At 60.7% G+C, this 23,039-nt stretch carries 20 protein-coding genes; 13 read left to right on the top strand and 7 right to left on the bottom strand.

What is annotated here, in order from left to right; translation table 11 throughout:
* Position 1 precedes the first annotated feature (1 nt).
* The 11 genes from CGA22_RS15560 (at position 2) to CGA22_RS15610 (ending at position 12,877) form a co-directional block, all read left to right on the top strand.
* Positions 2–2,092: a chemotaxis protein CheA gene (locus CGA22_RS15560; RefSeq protein WP_041020026.1), complete on the top strand. Its 2,091-nt coding sequence runs from the start codon at positions 2–4 to the stop codon at positions 2,090–2,092.
* A 33-nt stretch (positions 2,093–2,125) separates the two neighbouring features.
* Positions 2,126–3,784 (top strand): methyl-accepting chemotaxis protein, encoded by a 1,659-nt coding sequence (locus tag CGA22_RS15565; RefSeq protein WP_041020022.1) that lies wholly within the window; start codon positions 2,126–2,128, stop codon positions 3,782–3,784.
* A 38-nt stretch (positions 3,785–3,822) separates the two neighbouring features.
* A complete protein-coding gene (locus tag CGA22_RS15570) occupies positions 3,823–4,359 on the top strand; it encodes a chemotaxis protein CheW (RefSeq protein ID WP_024778565.1) in 537 nt (178 codons plus the stop codon).
* A complete protein-coding gene (locus CGA22_RS15575) occupies positions 4,356–5,192 on the top strand; it encodes a CheR family methyltransferase (RefSeq protein WP_041020023.1) in 837 nt (278 codons plus the stop codon). The genes CGA22_RS15570 and CGA22_RS15575 overlap by 4 nt, the downstream gene beginning before the upstream one ends.
* On the top strand, positions 5,189–5,698 hold the full coding sequence (gene cheD, locus CGA22_RS15580) for a chemoreceptor glutamine deamidase CheD (protein WP_370444469.1): 510 nt from the start codon (positions 5,189–5,191) through the stop codon (positions 5,696–5,698). Before CGA22_RS15575 ends, cheD begins: the two co-directional genes overlap by 4 nt.
* A 2-nt stretch (positions 5,699–5,700) precedes the next feature.
* Positions 5,701–6,768 carry a chemotaxis response regulator protein-glutamate methylesterase gene (locus CGA22_RS15585; RefSeq protein WP_041020024.1) on the top strand — a complete coding sequence of 356 codons (1,068 nt, stop codon included), beginning with the start codon at positions 5,701–5,703 and terminating at the stop codon, positions 6,766–6,768.
* A gap of 729 nt (positions 6,769–7,497) precedes the next feature.
* The gene (locus tag CGA22_RS15590) at positions 7,498–9,105 is read left to right on the top strand and encodes an ABC transporter permease (RefSeq protein WP_411157121.1); all 1,608 of its coding nucleotides are present in this window, start codon (positions 7,498–7,500) and stop codon (positions 9,103–9,105) included.
* Positions 9,106–9,116: 11 nt separating this feature from the next.
* Positions 9,117–10,421 carry an AAA-associated domain-containing protein gene (locus CGA22_RS15595; RefSeq protein ID WP_041021319.1) on the top strand — a complete coding sequence of 435 codons (1,305 nt, stop codon included), beginning with the start codon at positions 9,117–9,119 and terminating at the stop codon, positions 10,419–10,421.
* Positions 10,422–10,481: 60 nt separating this feature from the next.
* Entirely contained in the window at positions 10,482–11,534 is a 1,053-nt protein-coding gene (locus CGA22_RS15600; protein WP_041021320.1) for a sensor histidine kinase, read from the top strand.
* Entirely contained in the window at positions 11,527–12,156 is a 630-nt protein-coding gene (locus tag CGA22_RS15605) for a response regulator transcription factor (protein ID WP_041021321.1), read from the top strand. The genes CGA22_RS15600 and CGA22_RS15605 overlap by 8 nt, the downstream gene beginning before the upstream one ends.
* A gap of 163 nt (positions 12,157–12,319) precedes the next feature.
* A complete protein-coding gene (locus CGA22_RS15610) occupies positions 12,320–12,877 on the top strand; it encodes a GNAT family N-acetyltransferase (RefSeq protein ID WP_041021322.1) in 558 nt (185 codons plus the stop codon).
* A gap of 16 nt (positions 12,878–12,893) precedes the next feature.
* Here the strand turns inward: CGA22_RS15610 and CGA22_RS15615 are convergent, their stop codons facing one another.
* The 3 genes from CGA22_RS15615 to CGA22_RS15625 form a co-directional block, all read right to left on the bottom strand.
* A complete protein-coding gene (locus CGA22_RS15615) occupies positions 12,894–13,574 on the bottom strand; it encodes a phytanoyl-CoA dioxygenase family protein (protein ID WP_041021323.1) in 681 nt (226 codons plus the stop codon).
* Positions 13,575–13,736: 162 nt separating this feature from the next.
* Positions 13,737–14,696 (bottom strand): hypothetical protein, encoded by a 960-nt coding sequence (locus CGA22_RS15620; RefSeq protein WP_041021324.1) that lies wholly within the window; start codon positions 14,694–14,696, stop codon positions 13,737–13,739.
* A gap of 461 nt (positions 14,697–15,157) precedes the next feature.
* Positions 15,158–16,072: a LysR family transcriptional regulator gene (locus CGA22_RS15625; RefSeq protein ID WP_041021325.1), complete on the bottom strand. Its 915-nt coding sequence runs from the start codon at positions 16,070–16,072 to the stop codon at positions 15,158–15,160.
* 109 nt (positions 16,073–16,181) lie between these two features.
* On the opposite strand from CGA22_RS15625, the gene CGA22_RS15630 reads away from it, so the two are divergent.
* Entirely contained in the window at positions 16,182–16,934 is a 753-nt protein-coding gene (locus CGA22_RS15630) for an SDR family NAD(P)-dependent oxidoreductase (RefSeq protein ID WP_041021326.1), read from the top strand.
* Positions 16,935–17,011: 77 nt separating this feature from the next.
* On the opposite strand, the gene CGA22_RS15635 is transcribed toward CGA22_RS15630, so the two are convergent.
* From CGA22_RS15635 to CGA22_RS15645, 3 genes are all read right to left on the bottom strand, one after another.
* The gene (locus tag CGA22_RS15635; protein WP_041021327.1) at positions 17,012–18,997 is read right to left on the bottom strand and encodes a M10 family metallopeptidase C-terminal domain-containing protein; all 1,986 of its coding nucleotides are present in this window, start codon (positions 18,995–18,997) and stop codon (positions 17,012–17,014) included.
* 667 nt (positions 18,998–19,664) lie between these two features.
* Positions 19,665–20,126 (bottom strand): hypothetical protein, encoded by a 462-nt coding sequence (locus tag CGA22_RS15640; protein WP_041021328.1) that lies wholly within the window; start codon positions 20,124–20,126, stop codon positions 19,665–19,667.
* A 490-nt stretch (positions 20,127–20,616) separates the two neighbouring features.
* A complete protein-coding gene (locus CGA22_RS15645) occupies positions 20,617–21,828 on the bottom strand; it encodes an MFS transporter (protein ID WP_041021329.1) in 1,212 nt (403 codons plus the stop codon).
* 95 nt (positions 21,829–21,923) lie between these two features.
* On the opposite strand from CGA22_RS15645, the gene CGA22_RS15650 reads away from it, so the two are divergent.
* Positions 21,924–22,745: an AraC family transcriptional regulator gene (locus CGA22_RS15650; RefSeq protein ID WP_041021330.1), complete on the top strand. Its 822-nt coding sequence runs from the start codon at positions 21,924–21,926 to the stop codon at positions 22,743–22,745.
* A gap of 79 nt (positions 22,746–22,824) precedes the next feature.
* Here CGA22_RS15650 and CGA22_RS15655 read toward each other — a convergent pair whose 3' ends face one another.
* Positions 22,825–22,989, bottom strand: coding sequence for a DUF2986 domain-containing protein (locus CGA22_RS15655; RefSeq protein ID WP_084213720.1), 165 nt, complete (start codon positions 22,987–22,989; stop codon positions 22,825–22,827).
* Between the last annotated feature and the right edge of the window lie 50 nt (positions 22,990–23,039).

The raw sequence follows: 23,039 nt of genomic DNA on the forward strand, positions 1-23,039 counted from the left end.
CGTGAGCATCAATCTCGACCAGGCACAACAGACGTTCATCGTCGAGGCACGGGAGCAGTTGCAGGCGATGGAAGAATCCCTGCTGCAACTGGAAAACGACCCGGCCGACGATGACGCTATCGGTGCGATCTTCCGTGCGGCCCACACCATCAAGGGCTCGGCCGGGCTGTTCGGCCTGGAACCGATCGTCAGCTTCACTCACATCGTCGAAGATGTGCTCGATCGCCTGCGCAATGGCAGCGTCGAGGTCGATACCGGCCTGATCGCGGTGCTGCTCAAGTCCAGCGATCACATGCTGGAACTGATCAACGTGGTGGCCAACCAGGGCGGGACACTGACGCCACCGGCCCTGAAACGGGAAATGGAGTTGTGTCAGGTCCTGCAGGAGTACCAGGCGCCCCCGCCTGACGACGCCCCGGCACCGGCGGCTGAAACCACAACGCAGGAGCCTTCCGAAACGCGCCTCTGGCGTATTTGCCTGCGCTTCGGCCAGGACGTGTTCCGCAACGGCATGGACCCGCTGTCATTCCTGCGCTATTTGCAGACCCTCGGTGAAATCGTCCACCTCGACACGCTGACCGAGGCGTTGCCCAGTGTCGAAGCCTTTGACGCCGAATCCTGCTACCTGGGATTCGACATCGATTTCCGCTCGGCCGCCAGCCACGGGGCAATCAATGAAGTCTTCGATTTCGTCCGGGAAGACTGCCTGATCGAGATCGTGGCCGTGGATGACCGAGCGAATACCGGGCTGGTTGCCACCGCCCAGGAACCGAACGACGAAAGCACGGCGCTGGTCACCACCGGCGAACTGCTGCCAGACCAACGCAAGACGCCACGAACGTCTGGCCAACTCCCGGCCGACAGACCATCGGCCAGCAGTGAAAACAAGGCCAAGGACGGCGCCTATGTACGGGTCAATGCCGACAAGCTCGATGAGCTGATCAACCTGGTGGGTGAACTGGTCATCGCCAGCGCCGGCACCAGCCTGCTGGCCCGTAACTGCCACGACGACTCGTTGCAGGAAGCCACTTCGACGGTGTCCGGGCTGGTGGAGGAAATCCTCGACGGCGCCTTGCGCCTGCGCATGATCCCCATCGGTGAAACCTTCAACCGGTTCCGCCGGGTGGTGCGCGATGTCAGCCAGGAACTGGGCAAGGATATCGACCTGATCATCAGCGGCGCAGAAACCGAGCTGGACAAGACCGTGGTGGAAAAAATCGGCGATCCGCTCATGCACCTGCTGCGCAACGCCATGGACCACGGCATCGAGACCGCCGAAGCCCGACTGGCCGCTGGCAAGTCGGCCAAGGGGCATCTGCACCTCAACGCCTATCACGACTCGGGCAGCATCGTGCTGGAAATTGCCGACGACGGCGCCGGCCTGAACCGCGACCGGATTCTGGAAAAAGCCCAGGAACGCGGCCTGGTCGCACCAGGCGCCAGCCCGACCGACCAGGAGATCTACAACCTGATTTTCGAGCCCGGCTTCTCCACCGCCCAGGCCGTCACCAGCCTGTCGGGACGGGGCGTGGGCATGGACGTGGTCAAGCGCAACATCACCCTGCTGCGCGGCACCGTGGACCTTGACAGCCAACCGGGCCAGGGCACCGTGGTGCGCATCCGTTTGCCGCTGACCCTGGCGATCATCAATGGTTTCCTGGTGGGCATCGACCAGTCCACCTATGTCATTCCGCTGGACATGGTCCAGGAATGCATCGAGCTGAGCGAAGACGACGGCACCGCCAGTCGCGAACAGGGCTACCTGGACCTGCGCGGCGAGGTGCTGCCCCTGGTGTACCTGCGCGACCACTTCAATCATGAAGGCCGGGCTTCGCGCCGGCAGAACGTGGTGGTGGTGCGCTATGCCGAACTCAAGGCTGGCCTGGTGGTGGACGACTTGCTGGGCGAATTCCAGACCGTCATCAAGCCCTTGGGCAAGTTGTTCGGCGCGCTGCGCGGCATCAGCGGCTCGACCATCCTGGGCAGCGGCGCCGTGGCCCTGATTCTCGACGTGCCGGCGCTGCTCACTCAGATCGCCCAGATAGAAAACCGCTACACCCCCACCCAATTCTCACAAGCCAACGCTCGCTGACGCTTTAGCAACTCCATGGAGAGGTATTTCCCAATGAAATGGTTCTACGATCTTAGAATCGCCACCAAACTGATCACGTCATTTCTTGTGGTGCTGGCACTGACCGCTGTCATGGGAGTGTTCTCGATCATCCAACTGGGCGAAGTGAACGGCACCACCACGGAAATCCGTGAAAACTGGATGCCATCGATGCGCGCGGCGTCCGGTATGCGTTTCTACGGCGCGAACTATCGCCTCAAGGAAAACCGCCACATCACCGCTGACTCCGAGCAGGAACGCACCACAGTCGAACAGGAAGCGGAAGAAGCCAAGAAAGGTTTCGAGACCCGTCTGGCGACCTACGAAAAACTGCTTTCCAATGCCGAAGACCGTCAGCTGTTCGAGACGACCCGCAACGACTGGGTCGCCTATCTGGCAATCAGTAAAGACCTGATGGCACTGTCCCGGCAAAACCTCACCGACCAAGCCCATGCGCTGCTCAAGGGCGAGTCCCGGCGTCGTTTCGAGCTGGTAACCAGTGATCTGCAGAAACTGGTGGAGCTCAATGACGCCGGTGCCGGCGCGGCCAGTGACCGCGGCACGGCGTTGTTTGAAAAATCCCGTCTGTCGATCATTGCCGTGCTGGCTGCGGCCCTGCTGATCGGCCTGGCCCTGGCGCTGTTCATCTCCCGGATCATTTCCCGTCCCTTGAAGCAAGCCGCATCGGTGGCCGAACAGCTGGCCGAAGGCAACCTGAACGCGAAAATCGAAGCCGGCTCCAGGGACGAAACCGGCATGGTCCTCAACGCCATGCAGAACATGGTAGGCAAGCTGTCCCACATCATCGGTGAAGTGCGCAACGCGGCGGACAACCTGGCCAGCGCCTCCGAAGAAGTCAGCGCCACCGCCCAGTCCATGAGCCAGGCCACCAGCGAGCAGGCGGCCAGCGTCGAGGAAACCAGCGCCTCCATCGAGCAGATGAGCGCCAGCATCAACCAGAACACCGAGAACGCCAAGGTCACCGACGGCATGGCCAGCAAGGCCGCCAAGGAAGCCACCGACGGTGGCGAATCGGTGCAGCAGACCGTGGTGGCGATGAAGAAAATCGCCCAGCGCATCAGCATCATCGACGACATTGCCTACCAGACCAATCTGTTGGCGCTCAACGCCGCCATCGAAGCCGCCCGCGCCGGCGAACATGGCAAGGGCTTCGCCGTCGTCGCCGCCGAAGTACGCAAACTGGCCGAACGTAGCCAGGTCGCCGCCCAGGAAATCGGCGAACTGTCCTCCAGCAGCGTGGACATGGCCGAGAAGGCCGGCAACCTGCTCGATGAGATGGTGCCCTCGATCAACAAGACCTCGGACCTGGTGCAGGAAATCAGTGCTGCCTCCGAAGAACAGGCCGCCGGCGTGGCGCAGATCAACACCGCCATGACCCAGCTCAACCAGGTGACCCAGCAGAACGCCTCCAGCAGCGAAGAACTGGCCGCCACCGCCGAAGAAATGAGCAGCCAGGCCGAACAACTGCAACAGGCCATGAGCTTCTTCACCCTGGACACGCCGCCCAAGTCGGCCAGCCTGCCGGTGAAGGTCGACCACACACCCGGGCCGTCCAGCCGCAAGCCGGCGCGGGCCTCGGTGACCACGTTGCCCAAGGCGTTTGCCTACAACATGGCCAGCGCACCGGACGAATCCGAATTCACCCGGTTCTGACGGTCCGCTTCCACAGGCTCGCTTAAAGGAGAAAAGCCATGGGCGCCATCGCTACCACCCGTCAAACCGCCATCGCGGTCGAGGAAGAAGCGCAATACCTGACATTCATGCTTGGCACGGAAATGTTTGCCATCGGCATCCTCTGCATCAAGGAGATCATCGAATACGGCAACCTGACCGTGGTGCCGATGATGCCGGCCTTCGTCCGCGGGGTGATCAACCTGCGCGGCGCGGTCGTGCCGGTGGTGGACCTGTCGGCCCGTTTCGGCCGGCAGAACTCGTCGATTACCCGGCGTTCCTGCGTGGTGATCATCGAGGCCAACACCGAAGACGGCCACGCCCAGGACATCGGCCTGCTGGTGGACACGGTATCGGCGGTGCTGGAAATCCCGGCCTCGCAGATCGAACCGCCACCGAGCTTCGGGGCGAAGATCCGTGCCGACTTCATCAGCGGCATGGCCAAGGTCGACGGCAAGTTCGTGATCGTGCTGGAGGTGGGCCGCGTGCTGTCCATCGACGAAATGTCCCAACTGGCCGAAGCCAGCCCCACCGCGCTGGAGTTTGAAAGCCAGTGAACACCGACACCTGCAAGGAACGCACCGTGAACTCACTGGCACTCAGTGATCGAGAGTTCAGCCAGTTTCAATCCTGGCTGTACCAGGCTGCCGGCATCAACCTGTCCGACGCCAAGAAAGCCCTGGTGGCCGGGCGATTGTTCAAGCGCCTCAAGCACTATGAGCTGGGCAGCTACGGCGAGTATTTCAAACTGATCATGAACGGCCAGCGCAGCGACGAACTGCAGGTGGCGCTGGACCTGCTCACCACCAACGAAACCTACTTCTTCCGCGAACCCAAGCACTTCGATTTCCTGCGCCAGCACGTGCTGCCCCACGCCGTACCGGGCAAGACCTTTCGCCTCTGGAGCGCGGCCAGCTCGTCGGGAGAAGAGCCCTACAGCCTGGCGATGACCCTGGCCGAAGGGCTGGCCACCACGCCTTGGGAAGTGATCGGTTCGGACATCAGCACCCAGGTGCTGGCCAAGGCCCGCTCCGGGCATTACCCGATGGAGCGCGCCCGCACCCTGCCCCAGCCGATGCTGAAGAAATACTGTCTCAAGGGCACCGGCAGCCAGCAAGGCACGTTCCTGATCGACCGGGCGTTGCGCAACCGTGTCAACTTCGTCCAGGTCAACCTCAATGACACCCTGCCGGAGCTGGGGGAGTTCGACGTGATTTTCCTGCGCAACGTCATGATCTATTTCGACCAACCCACCAAAAGCAAAGTGGTTGCCCGATTGATCCCCCGGCTCAAGTCCGGCGGGTATTTCATCGTGAGCCATTCGGAAAGCCTCAACGGTGTGTCCGATGCGTTGAAACTGGTGGCACCCTCGATTTATCGCAAGCCATGAGCGCCGCCCTGCAACCTGCGATGAGGGACGTGGCCGAGGTCTACCTGGCACCGGGGGAATTCCGCTTCGCCACATGCCCGACCCGGCTGCGCACCATCCTCGGCTCCTGCGTGGCGATCACCTTGTGGCATCCCGAACACCGGATCGGCGGCATGTGCCACTTCATGCTGCCCAGCCGCGTGCGCTGCTCCACGGCTCTCAACGGTATGTACGCCGACGAAGCCATCGAACTGTTCATCCGTGAGGCGCGGGCCCATCACACCGAACCCGAGGAGTACCAGCTCAAGCTGTTCGGCGGCGGCGAGATGTTCCCCGAGCTGCAACGGCAAGTCCCCTTCGGCGACGTCGCGCGGCTGAACGTCAATGCTGCGCTGGAAATGGCCGCCCTCTACCGCCTGGACCTCATTGCCCAGGACATGGGCAGCACCGGCTACCGGAGCATCATCTTCGACCTGTGCAGCGGCGACGTGTGGGTCAGGCACCAACCGATAAGGACCCGGCATTAACCATGTCAAAAAAGATCAATGTATTGCTGGTGGATGACTCTGCCGTGGTTCGCCAGGTATTGCTGGCGATTCTCAGTGACACCCCGGACATCCACGTCATGGGCGCGGCCTCCGATCCGATTTTCGCCATGGACAAGCTGGCCCGGGAGTGGCCGGACGTGATCGTGCTGGATGTGGAAATGCCACGCATGGACGGCATCACCTTCCTGAAGAAAATCATGAGCGAGCGCCCGACCCCGGTGGTGATCTGCTCATCACTGACCCCCAGGGGCGCGGAAACCACCTTGCAGGCAATGGCCGCCGGTGCGGTGGAAATCATCACCAAACCCACCAGCGGCTTGAAGAACTTCCTGTTGGAATCGGCGCCGGAACTGGTGGCGGCGATCAGGGGGGCCGCCCAGGTCAACGTCCGCAACCTGGGCAAGCGCCCCGCGCCACTGGCACCGGCCACCAAACTCAGCGCCGATGCCATGCTGCCCGCCGCGAACGGCCACGCCATGGCACAGACCACCGAACGCATCGTCGCCCTCGGTACCTCCACCGGCGGCACCCAGGCCCTGGAAGCGGTGCTGACCGCCCTGCCGCGGGTGTGTCCGGGCATCGTCATCGTCCAGCACATGCCGGAAAAATTCACCGCCTCGTTCGCCGCCCGGCTCAACAGCCTGTGCCAGATCGAAGTCCGCGAAGCCCGCAACAACGACCGCATCCACCCGGGCCTGGCCCTCATCGCCCCCGGCGGCAAGCACATGATGGTGACCCGCAGCGGCGCGTTCTATCATGTGCAGGTGGTGGACGGGCCGCTGGTCAATCGCCATCGCCCGTCGGTGGACGTGCTGTTCCGCTCAGTGGCCAAGTTCGCCGGCCGCAATGCCACCGGCATCATCATGACCGGCATGGGCGACGACGGCGCCCGCGGCCTGAAGGAAATGCTCGACGCCGGCAGCACCACCGTGGCCCAGGACGAAGCCAGCTGCGTGGTCTTCGGCATGCCCAAGGAAGCCATCAAGCTCAATGCCGCACAGCGGGTGATGGGGTTGCAGGAGATTGCCCAGGTGATTTTGCATCGCTAGCCATCGGGGGCTTTGTGGCGAGGGGATTTATCCCCGCTGGGCTGCGAAGCGGCCCCCAAAGCGGTCCACTCGATCTACCTGGCACCGAGTCGGCTGATTTCAGGGCTGCTTCGCAGCCCAGCGGGGATAAATCCCCTCGCCACAGTCATTTACACCGGCGGAATCGTCGCAAGCACGCCAATCAGCAGGGTCAACGCCAGGAAACCACCCAGAAAAATCGCCATCTTCGTCATAAGCACTCCAGAAACAAATACACAGCGAGCAGCCACTTCACACCCCTGTGGGAGCGAGCCTGCTCGCGATGACGTCGGCACAGTCAACTTCCTTGCCGACTGACAGACCGCCATCGCGAGCAGGCTCGCTCCCACAGGGTTCTGAGGTGAACTCGATTTCCGATGAATACCCTGCAGTATTTTGGCTCGTGACTCAGGTTGCATTACAGCCGCACCTGCCAGCAAAAAAACCGGATCAGATCCCCTCGCCACGACCGTCGATATACCAACGTATATTTTCCCGCCCTTAATCTCAGTGGTCATCGCCAGAGGCTGGACTTAATCTCGCCGCACTCAAACACCGACGCTACAAAAGAGGTGCACGATGCGCTCTCCACTCGCCGCCTCAGCATTGACTCCGTTCAAATACAACGAGCCACGTGCCTGGTGGGCCGATGTCACGCTGGTTGGCCTCATCGGGGTACTGGTCGTATTCATCGCCTATGGCGTCGAGCAAATGAACCAGCCGCTCGCTGTGCTGGATGCCTCGCCGTTGTCGCTCGATCTGGCCCACTTGCCGGGATACACCCTGCGCACCACCTTGCGCATGTTCATCGCGTTGTTTGCGTCCTTTGCGTTTTCCCTGCTCATCGCCACGTTGGCCGCGAAAAGCCGCAAGGCCGCCCTGGTCATCCTGCCGGCGCTGGATATTTTTCAATCCGTGCCAGTCCTTGGGTTTCTCACCTTCACCGTCGTATTCTTCATGGGGCTTCTCCCCGGCAAGGAATCCGGTGTGGAGTGCGCAGCGATCTTCGCCATTTTCACCAGCCAGGTCTGGAACATGACCTTCAGCGTCTATCAATCGCTGAGGACCGTCCCCAACGATCTCTACGAGGTCAGCCGGCAGTTTGCGTTTTCGCCCTGGCAGCGGTTCATCAGGCTGGAGTTGCCCTTCGCCACGCCAGGGCTGGTGTGGAACATGATGATGTCCATGTCCGGTGGCTGGTTTTTCGTGGTGGCGTGCGAGGCCATTACCGTCGGCAACACCACCGTGAGTTTGCCGGGGATCGGCTCCTGGCTGGCGCTGGCGATCGCACGCAAGGACATCGCCGCGACCGCCTGGGCCGTGCTGGCCATGGTCGCGGTGATCATGCTTTACGACCTGCTGTTCTTCCGGCCGATCGTGGCCTGGGCGGACCGGTTTCGCTTCGAGCAGACCGCCTCCCAGAAGCGTCCTCGCTCCAGGGTTTATGACCTGCTGCGCTCGACGCGCCTGGTGCCCTTGGCGTTGCTGGCCCTGGACAGCCTCAGGGCCTGCTTACTCCTGGACAGACTCCCCAGGCTGCCACGCCTGCGCTTCAAGGCCAGCGCCCGTTTCAGCCGCACTACCGACCTGCTCTGGATTGCCTTGATTGTCCTGGCCTGCATGGCCGGTATCTTTCAGTTGTCACGCTTCATTGGCAGCACCTTGGGCCTGGAAGATGTCATCAGCACCTTTGGCCTGGGGCTTGCCACCCTGCTGCGCGTCGCCGTACTCATCGCGCTCGCCAGCCTGGTCTGGGTGCCCATCGGCGTGTGGATCGGCCTCAACCCGCGCTGGGCCGAACGCCTCCAGCCCGTCGCGCAACTGTTGGCGGCCTTTCCCGCCAATGTGCTGTTTCCGTTTGCGGTGGTGGCCATCGTCACCCTGAAACTGAACCCCGATATCTGGCTGTCGCCGCTGATGGTGCTGGGCACCCAGTGGTACATCCTGTTCAACGTGATCGCCGGGGCCAGCGCGCTGCCCACCGACCTGCGGGAAGCCACACGCAGCTTCCACCTGCGCGGCTGGCAATGGTGGCGACGGTTCGCCCTGCCCGGGGTCTTTCCCTACTACATCACCGGCGCCCTGACGGCGGCGGGCGGATCGTGGAACGCCAGCATCGTCGCCGAGGCCGTGTCCTGGGGCAACGAGCATCTGTACGCGTCAGGGCTCGGCGCCTTCATTGCCCAGGCCACCGAGGCGGGCGACATGCAACGGGTGGCACTGGGGGTGGCGGTCATGGCGATTTTTGTCGTGGGTTTCAATCAACTGCTGTGGCGACCCTTGTACGGTTTCGCCGAGCGCCGACTGCGAATCGGTTGAGGATGAAACCAATGCAAGTGATGGAGAAGCGCTGCCTGGTCGACGTGCAGCAAGTGGGTCATGTCTATGGCTCGGCCGGCGGCGCCGAACGGCGGGTCCTGGACGACGTCTGCATGCGCCTGAACGAGGGCGAAATCGTCGGTCTGCTGGGGCGCTCGGGGTCTGGAAAGTCGACCTTGCTGCGCGCCATCGCAGGCCTGATTTCGCCGACTGCAGGCGCGGTTGATTTCCCCGTCGATGCCCAGGGATTACCGAGTTCGGTGCGCATGGTGTTCCAGAGCTTCGCCCTGTTCCCCTGGCTCACGGTGTTGCAGAACGTCGAGGTCGGCCTCGAAGCCTTGAACGTGCCGGTGCCCGAGCGCCGCCGACGGGCCCTGGCCGCCATCGACATGATCGGCCTCGACGGCTTTGAAAGCGCCTTCCCGAAGGAACTGTCCGGCGGCATGCGCCAGCGTGTCGGCCTGGCGCGAGCGTTGGTGGTCGCCCCGGATGTGCTGTTGATGGACGAGCCGTTCTCCGCACTGGACGTGCTCACCGCCGAAACCCTGCGCACCGACTTGCTGGACCTCTGGCGCGAAGGACGGATGCCGCTCAAGTCGATCATGATGGTCACCCATAACATCGAAGAAGCCGTGCTGATGTGCGACCGGATTCTGATTTTCTCCTCCAATCCGGGGCGCATCATGCAGGAACTCAGCGTCGACCTACCCCAGCCGCGCAATCGCTCCGACCCGGCGTTCCAGGCCCTGGTGGAGCACATTTATGTGCAAATGGCCGGCGGCGGACGTTCGGATTCTCCGCGCCAGGGTGTGTTTGCCGGCACCGGCGTGGGCATGGTCTTGCCGCCGATTTCCACCAACGCACTGGCCGGGTTGATCGAGGCGGTCCAGGATCACCCCTTTGACGGCCAGGCCGATCTGCGGGAACTGGCCGGGGCATTGCGCTACAGCGACAGCGATCTGTTTCCGGTCGCCGAGGTGCTGCAACTGATGCGTTTCGCCGACCTTCGCGATGGGATCCTTACCCTGCTCCCCGCCGGGCACCGCTATGCCGAATCGGATGTCGATGAACGCAAGCAGCTGTTCGCCCGGCACCTGCTCCGGTATGTCCCGCTGGTGGGGCATGTGCGAAGAGTGCTGGACGACCGCCCGACCCGCACGGCGCCCGCCCGACGTTTCCGGGATCAACTGGAGGACTTCATGTCCGAGCACGACGCCGCCCATACCCTGGACTGCATCACGCAATGGGGGCGCTATGCGGAACTGTTCGCCTACGATGAAGTGGCCGATCAGTTCAGCCTGGACAATCCGTCCTGAGGTGATTCAAATGGCAGGGTCGAAGCCCGGACACATCGAGCGATACGAGATGAATACTCAATGAGAAAGACTCAATGGGCGCTGCGTCTGCTGCTTCTGCTGGGGCTGGCGTTCGGCATCGCGGCGATAGACACCATCACCGATCTCGAGATCGCCGTGGGGGTCTTCCAGATCGTCGTGGTGCTGATTGCCGTGAGGATCCTGCCGGCGCGTGCGGTCGCGGGTGTGTCGTTCATCTGCATGGTGCTGACGATCCTCAGCTATCGGCTCACACGCTTCGGAGACTCGGAGGCCGGCCAGATCAACGTGCTGATCAGTCTCGCCGCCATCGCCGGCACGACCTACCTGGCCCTGCGCCTGTCCGCCGCCATCGAAACCGTGCATCGAACCCGTGCGCACCTGGCGCACATCGCCCGGGTCAATATGCTGGGCGAGCTTGCCGCCTCCATCGCCCACGAAGTGAACCAGCCCTTGGCCGCCGTCGCCAACAGCAGCGGCGCGTGCCTGCGCTGGATGGCGACGGAGCCACCCAACCTGCCCAAGGCCCGCCTGGCGGTGGAACGCATCATCGCCGACACTCATCGGGCCAGTGAAATCATTACCCGCCTGCGCGGCATGGCCCGGCACCAGGCCCCCACCAAGCAATGGCTGAACGTCGCCGACACGGTCAATACCGCCCTGCGGCTGCTGGCCGGAGAACTGAACGAGCAAGGCATCACCCTGCGCGTGCATATCCAGGAAGGCCTGCCGCCGATGCTGGCGGATGAGGTGCAGATCCAACAGGTGATATTGAACCTGGCGATGAATGGGATCGATGCGATGCGGCAAATCGATGCCGACCAGCGCGTCCTGGAATTTCATGCCGAGCTGGAGTCCGGCCAGCAACTGCTGTTTTCCGTGTCCGACCAAGGCAAGGGCCTCTCCGGCAACGACCATGAGCGGGCGTTCGACGCGTTCTACAGCACCAAGCCAGACGGCATGGGCATGGGGCTGGCCATCAGTCGTTCGATCATCGAGGCCCACGACGGGCGTATCTGGGTGTCCAGCAACCCGCAATTCGGCGCAACCTTCCACTTCACCCTGCCGGCGGTGACAAGGGAATCCGATGACTAAGCCCGATATTGCCGAATCGATGGTCTACATCGTCGACGACGACAGCTCCGTACGCGTCTCGCTGCAAGACCTGCTGGCGTCCGTGGACCTGCCGAGCATGGCCTTCGCCTCGGCGCGTGAATTCATGGACGCCACGCTGCCGGACATCCCCGCCTGCCTGATCCTCGACGTGCGCATGCCGGGGATGAGCGGGCTGGACTTCCAGCAGGAAATGGCCCGCTTGAACCTCCAGCTCCCCGTGATCTTCATCACCGCCCACGGCGACATCCCCATGTCGGTGAAAGCCATGAAGGCCGGGGCATTGGAATTCTTGACCAAGCCGTTTCGCGAACAGGACCTGCTGGACGCCATCAGCCAGGGCCTGAACCGGGACAGGGAACGGCGCAAGGCGGCCTCGGTGATGGACGATCTGAAACGGCGCTATGACAGCCTGACTGACGGCGAACGGGACGTGATGGAATGGGTGGTGTCAGGCTTGCTGAACAAACAAGTGGCCGGGCGCTTGGGGTTGAGCGAAGTGACCGTGAAGGTCCGCCGCGGCGCGTTGATGCGCAAGATGGAGGCGGACTCGTTGGCGGCGTTGGTCAAGATGTCGGAGCGGCTCAAGGGTATGGGTCACTAAGGAACCCCGAGGCTCTGCTTTTTGTGGGAGCGAGCCTGCTCGCGATAGCGGCAGCACATCCAGCACCGATGCCAACAGACCTACCGTTTTCACTCCCATCCCAGTCGACATCGATACCGGAATCCAATTACCTTCATCCATCCGCGCTCAAGGACCGACCGCCATGCCTCACCTGCCCACCTTCCAAACCCAACGCCTGATCCTCACTCCACTGCAACTGACCGACGCCCCCGCCATCCAGGCGCTGTTCCCCCATTGGGAAGTGGTCCGCTACCTTGACAGCCGAGTGCCCTGGCCCTACCCCGCCGACGGTGCACTGGGCTACGTGCGCGACCACGCCCTGCCCGCCATCGAGCGCGGCGAAGAGTGGCACTGGATGATCCGTTTGGCGTCAGACCCGACCCAGATCATCGGTAGCATTTCCCTCTTCGACCAACCAGACAACCACCGCGGCTTCTGGTTGTCACCGCAATGGCAAGGGCTCGGCTACATGAGCGAGGCGTGCAAAGTGATCAATGATTATTGGTTCGTCACACTTGGACGCCCAGTGATGGTGGTGCCCAAGGCGGTTGGCAACCAGGGCTCGCGGCGTATTTCCGAACGTGAGGGGATGCGATTGCTCAGGATTGAACGGGGGCGATTTGTCGGCGGGGAATTGGACAAGGAAGTATGGGCGTTGGACCGTGAGCAGTGGTTGGGGCGTACTGCGCAGATACGGTAATTGACGGCTACATCGGCTATATCGAGCCAAAGACAAAATCGGCAGGCTCGAACCGCTCGCTCGTGTCCATCCGGATATTGCGCAGGTGCGCAGTCTCCAGGTGCGACGCATAAAGCTGTTCCGAAAAATAGCCCACCAAGATCGAACGACGACGAGCCCCACTCACGTTCAGACTGGCCCCGTGAACCAGCTCGGCATCAAACACCAGAATGTCGCCGGCACACCCTGAAAGCTGCACGGAGCGGGACTCGTCAGCGAAGTCGAAGGGTGGCGCTCCCGGCGGCTGGCGATGGCTGCCAGGCACGATACGCGTCGCGCCGTTCTCGGGACCGTAGTCGTCGAAAAAAGCCAGCGCGACTGCCGTATCGCCTGGCCGTTGGGCCGACAGGTCGCGGTGCAACTGCTGATGACCGCCGCCCGCCAAGGGCTCGCGTCCCTCTACCTGCGCGAGAAAGAACCGCTCGCCAATCAACTCCCCCACTGCCGCCAGCAACGGTGGCAGACGACACACCGCCTGGATCGTTGGATCGCGGTCCAACAGGGAATGACGCCAGTCCCAGCCACGAGGGGTTGGCCATTGATCCGACGGTATTACGCCCGCGTCGAATAGGCTACGGAGCTCTGCGAGCCACTCGGTTGGGATCGCACGATGCAGGAGGACGTAGCCCTCCAGGTGGAGTTGATTGCGGTTGGTCATGGCGCTGGCAATTTCCTTGTGTCCACGCGTCGAGTAAGAGTAGAAATCAGCGGCTGCTTTTGCGAATTGCCCTCTGCCCTAATCCCCCACAGATCCCTGTGGCGAGGGGATTCATCCCCGCTGGGCTGCGAAGCGGCCCCCATCGAGACTTCAGAACTATTCTCAGGAATTGGAGCCCATCCGCCCCCGAAACGCCATGCGAAGACATCCCCAGGCTATGGCTCCAATGATCAACACTTCGGCTAAACCAATCAGCAAATTGAATGAAAAAGTCAGCGGTTGCGCGGCCCAATAGAAAATCGTCGACCCCGTTCGAAAACCGCTGGCGTGCAACCGTCCGGTAAACACAGACGGCACCAATGCGACGAGGTTAATCAGCTCCAGCACCGCCAGGAAAGTACCCAACAGTATGAGCAAGGCGCGGGCAGGCATACCAAGCTCCGCGCTCGATTCGGACGCAGCCGCGGCCCCCTTCCCTCTGCGTCCTCTGGCTTCCCTCACCACCTTACCGCTGGTGGGCGCTGGAGCCGGCCTGTAGACGGCCTTAGCCGCCATCGCCGAAGCACCGACGACCTCGGTAGGCACCGCCACGTTCAGGTAATCGGCCAACTCACGCAACCACAAATCGGTGCGTTGACTGCCCGGCACTACCGGAACGGTATCGGTGGTCAGGCGATGCTCACTGCCATCGCGCATCACCAACCAAAGTTGGGTGCGGGCTTGCTCAGCCTGCGGAAGACGACGAAGTTCGAGGCATTTGACGGCATTGATTCTGAATACCGACTGCACACGCTCACGCCGTCCAAAAAAATTCCGGGTCAGGCGCTTGCCTTCACAGTCGACGCGCGACAACAGCAAGGTCTCGCGGATGCCGGTGTAAACCATCAGCATCAGGCCAAGGGCCGGAATCAGCAGCAGCCCGAGAACGATGAGTAATGAGGACAGCGGATCCAGGCCAGCCGATGGCGAAAGTCCCTCAGCGACCGCGAACACGGCGAACGCCATCGGCAAGAGGAAGGTAAGCGCGCCTACCAGCAACACGGCGGTACTCTGCACCTTATTGTGCGAATGGATGAGCAAGTCATCCTGGGCGGTGCGCTCGAAGCGGTGGCCGATCAACATGCAGAACTCCTTCTCACCGTCCTACGAATCCTGAAAATGTTGGTTCGTTTCCGCGCAGAACTCTCACGATTCCTACGATGCACTCGGAATCTCTCACCTTGTCCGGTTTGGGCGCGTAAATCTATAGTCTTCCCGTCGCTTAAGATGGCGATCAGGTTTGGCGACCTGCGTATCGGATAGCCCTTTAAAAAAATTGGAGCAATCCCATCCCCATCACCGGCATCGACTGCACCCCCGCGTCCCTACTCATCAATACCCAAGCACCGCTAGACATTCTGCACGCAACCGCTGATTACCGCATTCGTGTGGTGACTCAGCTATTGGAGAACATCGCGTTCCGATCAGAGATTGCCAACGATACGACCGAAAAGGGGACACCCATTAGCCCAGTCCCCTTTTTCCATGTACAGGCAATCATGTACAGGCACCTCCAGGCCATGGATCCTCTGATCAACACCTCATCACGGCCATCGCCATACGGGCTCGCTTAAATGCTCAGCAAAAAAGTCCGACAGCGCTTTGATTTTTACCGGCCGGGTACGGGCCGTGGGGGTGACGAAATACAGGCCGCCACGGGCCATGCTCCATTCCGGTAGCACCAAGACCAGGCGCCCATCTGCCAGGTATTCGCTGGCAATGAATTCCGGCAGTTCGGCGATGGCCAGTCCCTCAAGTAACACGGGTAATAACGCATCCGAGTTGGTCACTCTTAACGGGCCGCTTGGTACCACGTCTTCTTCAGTGCCGTCTTTATGGGTGAACCGCCACACTTGGCTACGGGCTCGGTAGGCATAACTCAGGCACGTGCGGGCCGCCAGTTCGCGGGGATGACCGGGGTGGCCATGGACGTCCAGATAAGCCGGTGAGGCCACCAGATATTGGGTGACAGCGCAGAGATGCCTTGCAACCAGCGATGAGTCCGGCAATACGGCAATGCGCAATGCCGCATCAAAGCCTTCGGCGATCAGGTCTACCGAGGCGTCTGAAAGGTGCAGGTCAATCGACAGCTCGGGATACTGCCGGATCAACTGCGGCATCAGCGGTGCCACCCAACGCAGTCCAAACGACATGGGGATCGCCAGGCGTACCTGGCCGCGGGGCTGGATCGATAACTCCTGAGCCTCGCTCTCCACCTCTTCGGCCTGCCGATAAATCTCCCCGGCCTTGGCCGCCATGCTCGCGCCGAATTCTGTAAGTGCCAGTTGCCGCGAGGTACGGTTGAACAAGCGCCCACCCAGACGCTCCTCCAGGCGCGCGACCGCTCGGGATACCGTTGGCACCGACACGCTCATGACACGCGCAGCACCGGCGAACGAACCTTCTTCGGCTACCTTGGCAAACATCGCCAACCCCTCGAAATCTGGAAGCTTGCTCATTTCATTTCTGCAACGATAGGTTTCAGACAATTCTATTTTGAAAGCCATGCCTCGTCGATAAGCTTCTCCCACACACCAACTCCATCAAGCGGAATACGGGAGAAACACCATGGCTAACAAACTCGAAGGCAAAATTGCATTGGTTACCGGCGGCACTACTGGCATCGGCCTGGCCACTGCCAAACGCTTCGCTCAGGAAGGCGCCCACGTATACATCACGGGCCGTCGCCAAGCCGAACTGGACGCCGCCGTCGCCGCTGTCGGCAACGCCACCGGCGTGCAGGTGGACTCTGCCAAACTCGACCAGCTGGACGCGCTATACCGCCAGATTGGCGCGGCCCACGGCCGAATCGACGTACTGTTCGCCAATGCCGGTGGCGGTTCCATGCTGCCACTGGGCGACATCACAGAACAGCAGTACGACGACACCTTCAATCGCAACGTAAAAGGCGTGCTGTTCACTGTGCAAAAGGCCCTGCCGTTACTGGCCAAAAAAGCCTCGGTGATTCTTACCGGCTCCACGGCAGGCAGTTCAGGCACTGCCGCCTTTAGTGTGTACGCCGCGTCCAAGGCCGCCGTACGCTCATTTGCACGCAACTGGATTCTGGATTTGAAAGACCGCCAGGTGCGCATCAACACCATCAGCCCCGGCGCCACCCGCACTCCTGGCCTGGTTGAATTGGCCGGCCCCGATGCCGCTCAGCAGCAGGGCTTGCTGGACTACATGGCGTCGCTGATCCCCATGGGGCGTGTCGGTGAAGCTGACGAAATTGCCAGCGCCGCGTTGTTCCTGGCCTCGGATGACGCCAGCTTCGTCAACGGTATCGAGCTGTTTGTTGACGGCGGCCAGGCGCAAATCTGACCACCCAGCGGGCGACCGCCACGGTCGCCCGCCAACCCATTTCACGAGGAACAGTTATGAACCCCTTTTTCCGGGTTCTACCCCCAGAGATCCGCCACTCCGATCAATTGAAAGACCTCATTTCCCGAAGGCTCGGCGAAGATGATGTCCAGGTTCCGGTAACCGGAGTGGTCCCCTACCAAGCTCAACTCGAATCGAGCCCCATGGGCGTCGGTTTCGTAGTTCTTCAAGGACGTCAGGTTCTTGGCTTCATTGAACACCACGTCCAAAGTGCCGTTGTAACCATTTCCCAACTGCGTAAAGCCCAAGGCGGACAAATCGATCCTGTCTTCACCCACGGTGTAATCAATCAGGCGATCTGTGTGGTTCTCGGTGGCGGTACGGTAGCTGTCGCTCAGTGCGTCGAAGCGGAACACATCGTTGTTGCCGCCCCCCACCAACAGGTCCCGGCCCTCCCCGCCAACCAATATGTCATTCCCCAGCGCGCCATGAAGACGATCATCGCCCGCCAATCCTTCGATGATTTCGCCTCGAGCGTTGCCTTGTAAACGATCGGCCTTTTCGGTGCCCATCAAGCTGGCTTGCTGAAACAGAAGGTTGGTTTCATTCAGCGTTTGGCTCAAATCACCGTCGAAGACCAATTCGAAGCGTTCCCCATCCGCGTTGGCATCGAAACTTTTGAGGTAGGTCCGCGTCCCGCTCTCATTGACTCGTATCGCCAGCGTTCCGTCATGTCCATCGCCCAGCCCGAGGAAGCCCAGGGAGAAGAGCTCGATGGTATCGGTGCTGGGATCGAAGTCGGTGATTCGGTCGCTATGGGCCTCCGTTGCGGTTCGGTAACTGTCCGAGACTGACTGATAACGGAACGTATCGGTCCCGGCACCGCCGGTCAGCAGGTCACGACCTTGCTGACCATCGAGCAGATCGTTGCCAGCCCCGCCCAGGATCGCATCGTCGAACGAGGCGGTACCCAGCAAGAAGTCATCGTTGCCGCCACCATCAAGGTGGTGATAGCCATCGTCGGGATTGCCAAAGCTGTGGTCCAGGCTGCCGTCGGCGTTCAACTGAACCAAGGCAGCCAGATAGCCGTCCGCGCTCGTTCCTTGGCTTCCACCAATCAACAATTTGCCGTTGGCCAGCACGATCATGTCCGCTACTGCGAAAGGAGCGCTTTCCGAGCCCCAACTGACCAGCCCCTGATGACCGAAATCGGTGTCGAGCGAGCCGTCGACGTTGAGCCGGATCACGGTCGCCACGCCGCCCGAGGCGCCCGCCAGGAGGATTTTGCCGTCGTCTTGGATGACGAGGGCGTTTGCGTGAACATCCAGGGCCAGGCTGCCCCCATTCGCAAAGCTGCTATCCAGAGTACCGTCCTGGTTGAGGCGGGTCAGGGTATCTCGCCCCGTGACCAATACTTTTCCGTCTTCCTGCAGCGAAACGTCGATGATGCTGGCGGGGTGAATGCCGACGGACGCCGTCAGGTCCAGGATCCCGTCCTCGGCGAAAGACGAGACCAAGGTCCCCGTCGCGTCGAAGCGGGCGATATGGATCTCTCCGGAGGGATACCCAGCGCTTGCGAAAAAACTGCCGTCGGTTTGTACCGAGAACGACGCTTGCTGGCTCAGGAAGTCATTCCAGTAGAAAGGCACTGTCGCAACGCCGCCATTTCCAAAGCTCATATCGAGGCTTCCGTCAGCCAAAGTGCGACTTATGCCCGACACCCAGGCGCCGCCAACTTGCACGTAATGCGTCGCCAGGTACCCGCCTCCCGGCTGCACCGCGGCATTACCGCCGTCCTCGATATCGAGCGTCACAGGCAGCAGGGATTTACCGTCTCCACTGAAGCTGCGGTCCAGGCTACCGTTGGCATTGAAGCGGACCACACTGCCGGTAAAGCCCGAATCCTCTTCACCTCCTAGTCCGAGGCGACTATAAGCGCCGAGCCAGATAGTACCGTCCGGATCGACCGTGATACCTCCGATTTTGTCCGAGCCCCATAAGGGCGTGACCACCATGCCTGTGTTCCGCACAGCTGAAGCGGCGGGCGAAATGCTCTGGCCCATGTCCATGCCTCCGTTAGCTATCTGTCGCCCGAAACCATAGACACGGGTCAATCGGGTTGCCACTTTACGAGACGAAAGGAGGTTCCTTGGACGACCCTCTACCCTGCTATCGAAGCAACCAGACTCATTTCCACTAAATGTGGCCCCAGCCGATCCGGGCCACCAGCCTGTCTTTCTCCAAGCTTGCCGGCTAACTTACAGCCCCTAATCTGCGCCTCTTTCACGAGGGGCCAGATCGCTTGTTACAAAACCCACCCCACAATGATCGCAAAAAAAACCATCAACCAGTTGCTTCAGCGGCGCTGGTTTCAGAAGGGTAGGTTTGCATTCATCAACTGCTAGTTGATCCAAGCGTTGATAGCCTGCTTTTTCTTCCCCATTGAAGCGTTTTTTTGGGCTTGCTGCTCCTATCAGAATTCCCTTTGGTCTGACGTGTTGGACGGACCCACAGCGGGGGCAGGATTCCATAGGATGGTGGTTCATGGCATGACCCGATCTGAGAGAGGCGAGAGAATGATATCGAACAGACCTGTAGGGACGTGAAGATGATTCCGAATATCTACAGACTTCACGTGGAGATGTCCTGTCCCTATCGACGCAGACGTTTTCACCAAGCCTGGGCTGAAAGCGAACTACAGCGTCACTGCCTGGACGCACATCAAATTCATCAGGGATGGTGGAGGTCCAGGCACGCCTTGACGTGTACCGTCAGTCCAGTGAAATCTTCATATATAAAATCTAAATAGCCAGGATCCACTCGTTCGAGGTACTGCCAGACTGGAAGGTTCGCATTCGCTGCCTGAAGCTCGAGCAGTCCAGCGCGCTCGAGGCAAACCACCCAGTTGGTACCTGGTAGCGAGTCTCGAACATGGGCAATCAGCAGCCAATGCTCAGGGCTTCCATAACTTGAAACTGCCACCTCCAGGCGTTTCATCGTGGCATCGTCTTCCTGCTCGAAACGAAAGGCCACCCATGGTAGGCCGCCAGGAACATCCACAAATTCGCGACCATTCCAAGTCTGGACTATCCGCCGACCGTATCGCCTCCATGCGAGAGCGCCCAGCTCTTCGAGAACATTCAGCAGTTCACCTTCGGGATGCTGTATTCGCAAGGTATCGCCACCCGTCATTTCTCTTGGGTCCAGTAATTGATTGCCTGCTTTTTACACGGTGTATAAAGGAATGCGAAGCGTGTCTGTATTGGGTAGTTAGCAGCCAATATCAGTAGCGTTTGGTCATGCCTGCTTTTGGCTGATTATTGCCGGTCACAAAAGGCATTTTTTGATTCACCACCGTTCGTCATAGCCGACGATCCCATCCCAAGCAGTTAGTCACCCTGAAAACTTGATTCCAATGGCACCACAGGGGATTTGCGAGGTACACGCCATCTGCGTACAGCGCCGGCTCTGTGGGGGCTGGGCTTGCCCTGATACCAGTCAGTTAAGCCATAGACCTGTGGGAGCAAAGCTTGCTCGCGATAGCAACAGACCCGTCAACATTGTTGCTGACTGAGTTACCGCAATCGCGAGCAAGCTTTGCTCCCACAGGATTTGCAGCGGACGCGAACCCTGTGACCACCTCAGGAAATGTGGGACACCGCCCAATAAAGCCGTCCCGCTTTTAAACGCCTTTGGTCGAAGGCAGCAGAATGGTCAGCACACCCAGCAACGGCAGGTAGGAACACAGCGTGTAGACGTACTCGATGCCGTGGATGTCCGCGAGGTACCCCAGCAACGCCGCGCCGATGCCGCCGAAGCCAAACATCAGGCCGAAGAACACGCCGGCAATCATGCCGACATTACCCGGCACCAGCTCCTGGGCGAAGACGACGATGGCGGAGAACGCCGAGGCGAGGATGAAGCCGATGATCATGCTGAGCACGCCGGTCCAGAACAAGTCCACATAAGGCAGCGCCAGAGTGAAAGGTGCCGCGCCCAGGATCGAGAACCAGATGACCTTCTTGCGACCGATCTTGTCGCCGATGGGGCCACCGAAGAACGTACCGGCGGCCACCGCTCCCAGGAACAGGAACAGATACAACTGGGAGCTGGTCACCGACAGGTGGAATTTCTCGATCAGGTAGAACGTGAAGTAGCTGGTGAAACTCGCCATGTAGAAATATTTGGAGAACACCAGCAATGCCAGGACCACCAGTGCGGCGGTCACCCGCGCCTTGGACAGGCCATGGGTTGCCTTGCCGCCCTGTTTCAGCTTGAACAGGTTGAGGTGGTTACGGTACCAACGGCTCAAGCCGTACTGTACGAAGATGGCGAAGACGGCAAACAGGCCGAACCAGGCAACATGGCCTTGGCCAAACGGAATCACGATGGCCGCCGCCAGCAACGGACCGAAGGCACTGCCCGCATTGCCGCCGACCTGGAAGGTCGATTGCGCCAGGCCATAGCGACCGCCTGAAGCGAGCCGGGCCACACGCGAGGTTTCCGGGTGGAAGGTCGACGAGCCGATGCCCACCAGCGCGGAGGCCAGGAGGATCGCGCCAAAGCTGCCGACGAACGCCAGCATCATGATGCCGATGAGGGTGCAGACCATGCCGGCAGGCAGCAGCCAGGGCTTGGGGTGACGGTCGGTGTGATAGCCCACCCAGGGCTGCAACAGGGAGGCGGTCAGTTGGAAGGTCAAAGTGATCAGCCCCACCTGGGCAAAACTCAGCCCATAGTTGGCCTTCAGCATTGGGTAGATGGAAGGCAGTACGGCCTGAATGAGGTCATTGATCAAATGCGCGAGCGCGCAGGCGCCGATGATCCGCATGACGAGCGGGCTCGTCTGGTTGACGACTGAGGCAGTGGTCGAGGCTGTGGCAGTGGTGGACATGACAAAAGCTTCCAGGCGATAGGTCTGAAAAAAAACCTGGGCAGAAGGTGACAGCACTTTCTGACAGGCGCGTCGTCATCCTAGAATCCACGGAAATGTCTGTCTCACTGGACAAGGGAATCAACCGTCGCAAAAAGGACATCATGATCAAACCTCTATATGAAGCGTTGCTCGAAATCGACGAAGGCGCCTGGACCATGATCGGGCGGGCAACCGATTACCCTGCGGACTGGTTCATCCCACCGCACGCTCATGAAAAGCACCAGTTGATCTACGCCGTCGAAGGCGTGATGGTCGTGCACACGGCGTCAAGCCAGTGGACGGTCCCGTCGAATCGGGGGCTGTGGATGCCGTGCGGGCAGACGCATTCCGTGCGGTGCGTGGGGCACGTCAAAATGCGCAGCGTATTCGTCCGGCCTGATGCAGTGGCAGACCTGCCGACCGAAACGAAGGCCGTCAGCATTTCCGCCCTGTTGAGTGAACTGATCAAGGTCGCCGTACACCTGCCGCTCCCCCACGCCCCGAACACCCGCGCAGCCAGGGTGATGGAGTTGATTCTGGATGAGCTCGCCCTGCTCCCCACCCTGCCGCTGCACCTTCCGCAACCCACGGACCCGCGGATCAAGAAGATCTGCGTCACGCTACAAGGCGATCCTGCCGATGGCTCGACACTGTCGGATTGGAGCGCCCGCCTCGGCCTTGATGGGAAGACGATCCAGCGGCTGTTCCGCAAGGAAACCGGGATTACCTTCGGGCAGTGGAGACAGCAGGCTCGCCTGCTGCAAGCGGTGGAGCGAATGGCGGTGGGAGAAAAAATTATCGATGTCGCGCTGGCACTGGGGTACGACAGCCCGAGCGCGTTCACGAACATGTTCAGAAAGCAGTTTGGCAAGACGCCGAGCAAGTTTTTTATCTGAAAAGGAGCGTTTTCAGATGCACCAGCGGCGGCTGACTGGCCGCTATCGCGAGCAAGCCCGCTCCCACAGGTTCTGTGATCTACTCAGTTTCAGGGGTAGTGGCTGATTCTTCACTGGACTCAGCAGCCAGTTTCAATCGATCCGCTTTACTGATGTACTTAGGTTTGTTTTTCGGCGCCAACTTGGCACTCGCCTTTTTAGCGTGGGCCTTTAGTAACTGCTTGATTTTTTTCTGACGATTCATACGCTTCTGCTCAAATCCTGGCTTTCAGGATAATGACAGACCCCAACCCG

Origin of the sequence: Pseudomonas sp. PSB18 (assembly GCF_014596565.1) — a bacterium.
In the GTDB taxonomy this organism is placed as follows: Bacteria; Pseudomonadota; Gammaproteobacteria; order Pseudomonadales; family Pseudomonadaceae; genus Aquipseudomonas.

What these genes read in the sequence shown, in the direction of transcription:
- CGA22_RS15640 (WP_041021328.1), bottom strand. Translation starts at nt 20,126, where the DNA reads ATGACGGGTGGCGATACCTTGCGAATACAGCATCCCGAAGGTGAACTG.
- CGA22_RS15605 (WP_041021321.1), top strand. Translation starts at nt 11,527, where the DNA reads ATGACTAAGCCCGATATTGCCGAATCGATGGTCTACATCGTCGACGAC.
- CGA22_RS15625 (WP_041021325.1), bottom strand. Translation starts at nt 16,072, where the DNA reads ATGAGCAAGCTTCCAGATTTCGAGGGGTTGGCGATGTTTGCCAAGGTA.
- CGA22_RS15565 (WP_041020022.1), top strand. Translation starts at nt 2,126, where the DNA reads ATGAAATGGTTCTACGATCTTAGAATCGCCACCAAACTGATCACGTCA.
- CGA22_RS15635 (WP_041021327.1), bottom strand. Translation starts at nt 18,997, where the DNA reads ATGGGCCAGAGCATTTCGCCCGCCGCTTCAGCTGTGCGGAACACAGGC.
- cheD (WP_370444469.1), top strand. Translation starts at nt 5,189, where the DNA reads ATGAGCGCCGCCCTGCAACCTGCGATGAGGGACGTGGCCGAGGTCTAC.
- CGA22_RS15630 (WP_041021326.1), top strand. Translation starts at nt 16,182, where the DNA reads ATGGCTAACAAACTCGAAGGCAAAATTGCATTGGTTACCGGCGGCACT.
- CGA22_RS15595 (WP_041021319.1), top strand. Translation starts at nt 9,117, where the DNA reads ATGCAAGTGATGGAGAAGCGCTGCCTGGTCGACGTGCAGCAAGTGGGT.
- CGA22_RS15655 (WP_084213720.1), bottom strand. Translation starts at nt 22,989, where the DNA reads ATGAATCGTCAGAAAAAAATCAAGCAGTTACTAAAGGCCCACGCTAAA.
- CGA22_RS15600 (WP_041021320.1), top strand. Translation starts at nt 10,482, where the DNA reads ATGAGAAAGACTCAATGGGCGCTGCGTCTGCTGCTTCTGCTGGGGCTG.
- CGA22_RS15590 (WP_411157121.1), top strand. Translation starts at nt 7,498, where the DNA reads ATGAACCAGCCGCTCGCTGTGCTGGATGCCTCGCCGTTGTCGCTCGAT.
- CGA22_RS15570 (WP_024778565.1), top strand. Translation starts at nt 3,823, where the DNA reads ATGGGCGCCATCGCTACCACCCGTCAAACCGCCATCGCGGTCGAGGAA.
- CGA22_RS15620 (WP_041021324.1), bottom strand. Translation starts at nt 14,696, where the DNA reads ATGTTGATCGGCCACCGCTTCGAGCGCACCGCCCAGGATGACTTGCTC.
- CGA22_RS15615 (WP_041021323.1), bottom strand. Translation starts at nt 13,574, where the DNA reads ATGACCAACCGCAATCAACTCCACCTGGAGGGCTACGTCCTCCTGCAT.
- CGA22_RS15585 (WP_041020024.1), top strand. Translation starts at nt 5,701, where the DNA reads ATGTCAAAAAAGATCAATGTATTGCTGGTGGATGACTCTGCCGTGGTT.
- CGA22_RS15610 (WP_041021322.1), top strand. Translation starts at nt 12,320, where the DNA reads ATGCCTCACCTGCCCACCTTCCAAACCCAACGCCTGATCCTCACTCCA.
- CGA22_RS15650 (WP_041021330.1), top strand. Translation starts at nt 21,924, where the DNA reads ATGTCTGTCTCACTGGACAAGGGAATCAACCGTCGCAAAAAGGACATC.
- CGA22_RS15645 (WP_041021329.1), bottom strand. Translation starts at nt 21,828, where the DNA reads ATGTCCACCACTGCCACAGCCTCGACCACTGCCTCAGTCGTCAACCAG.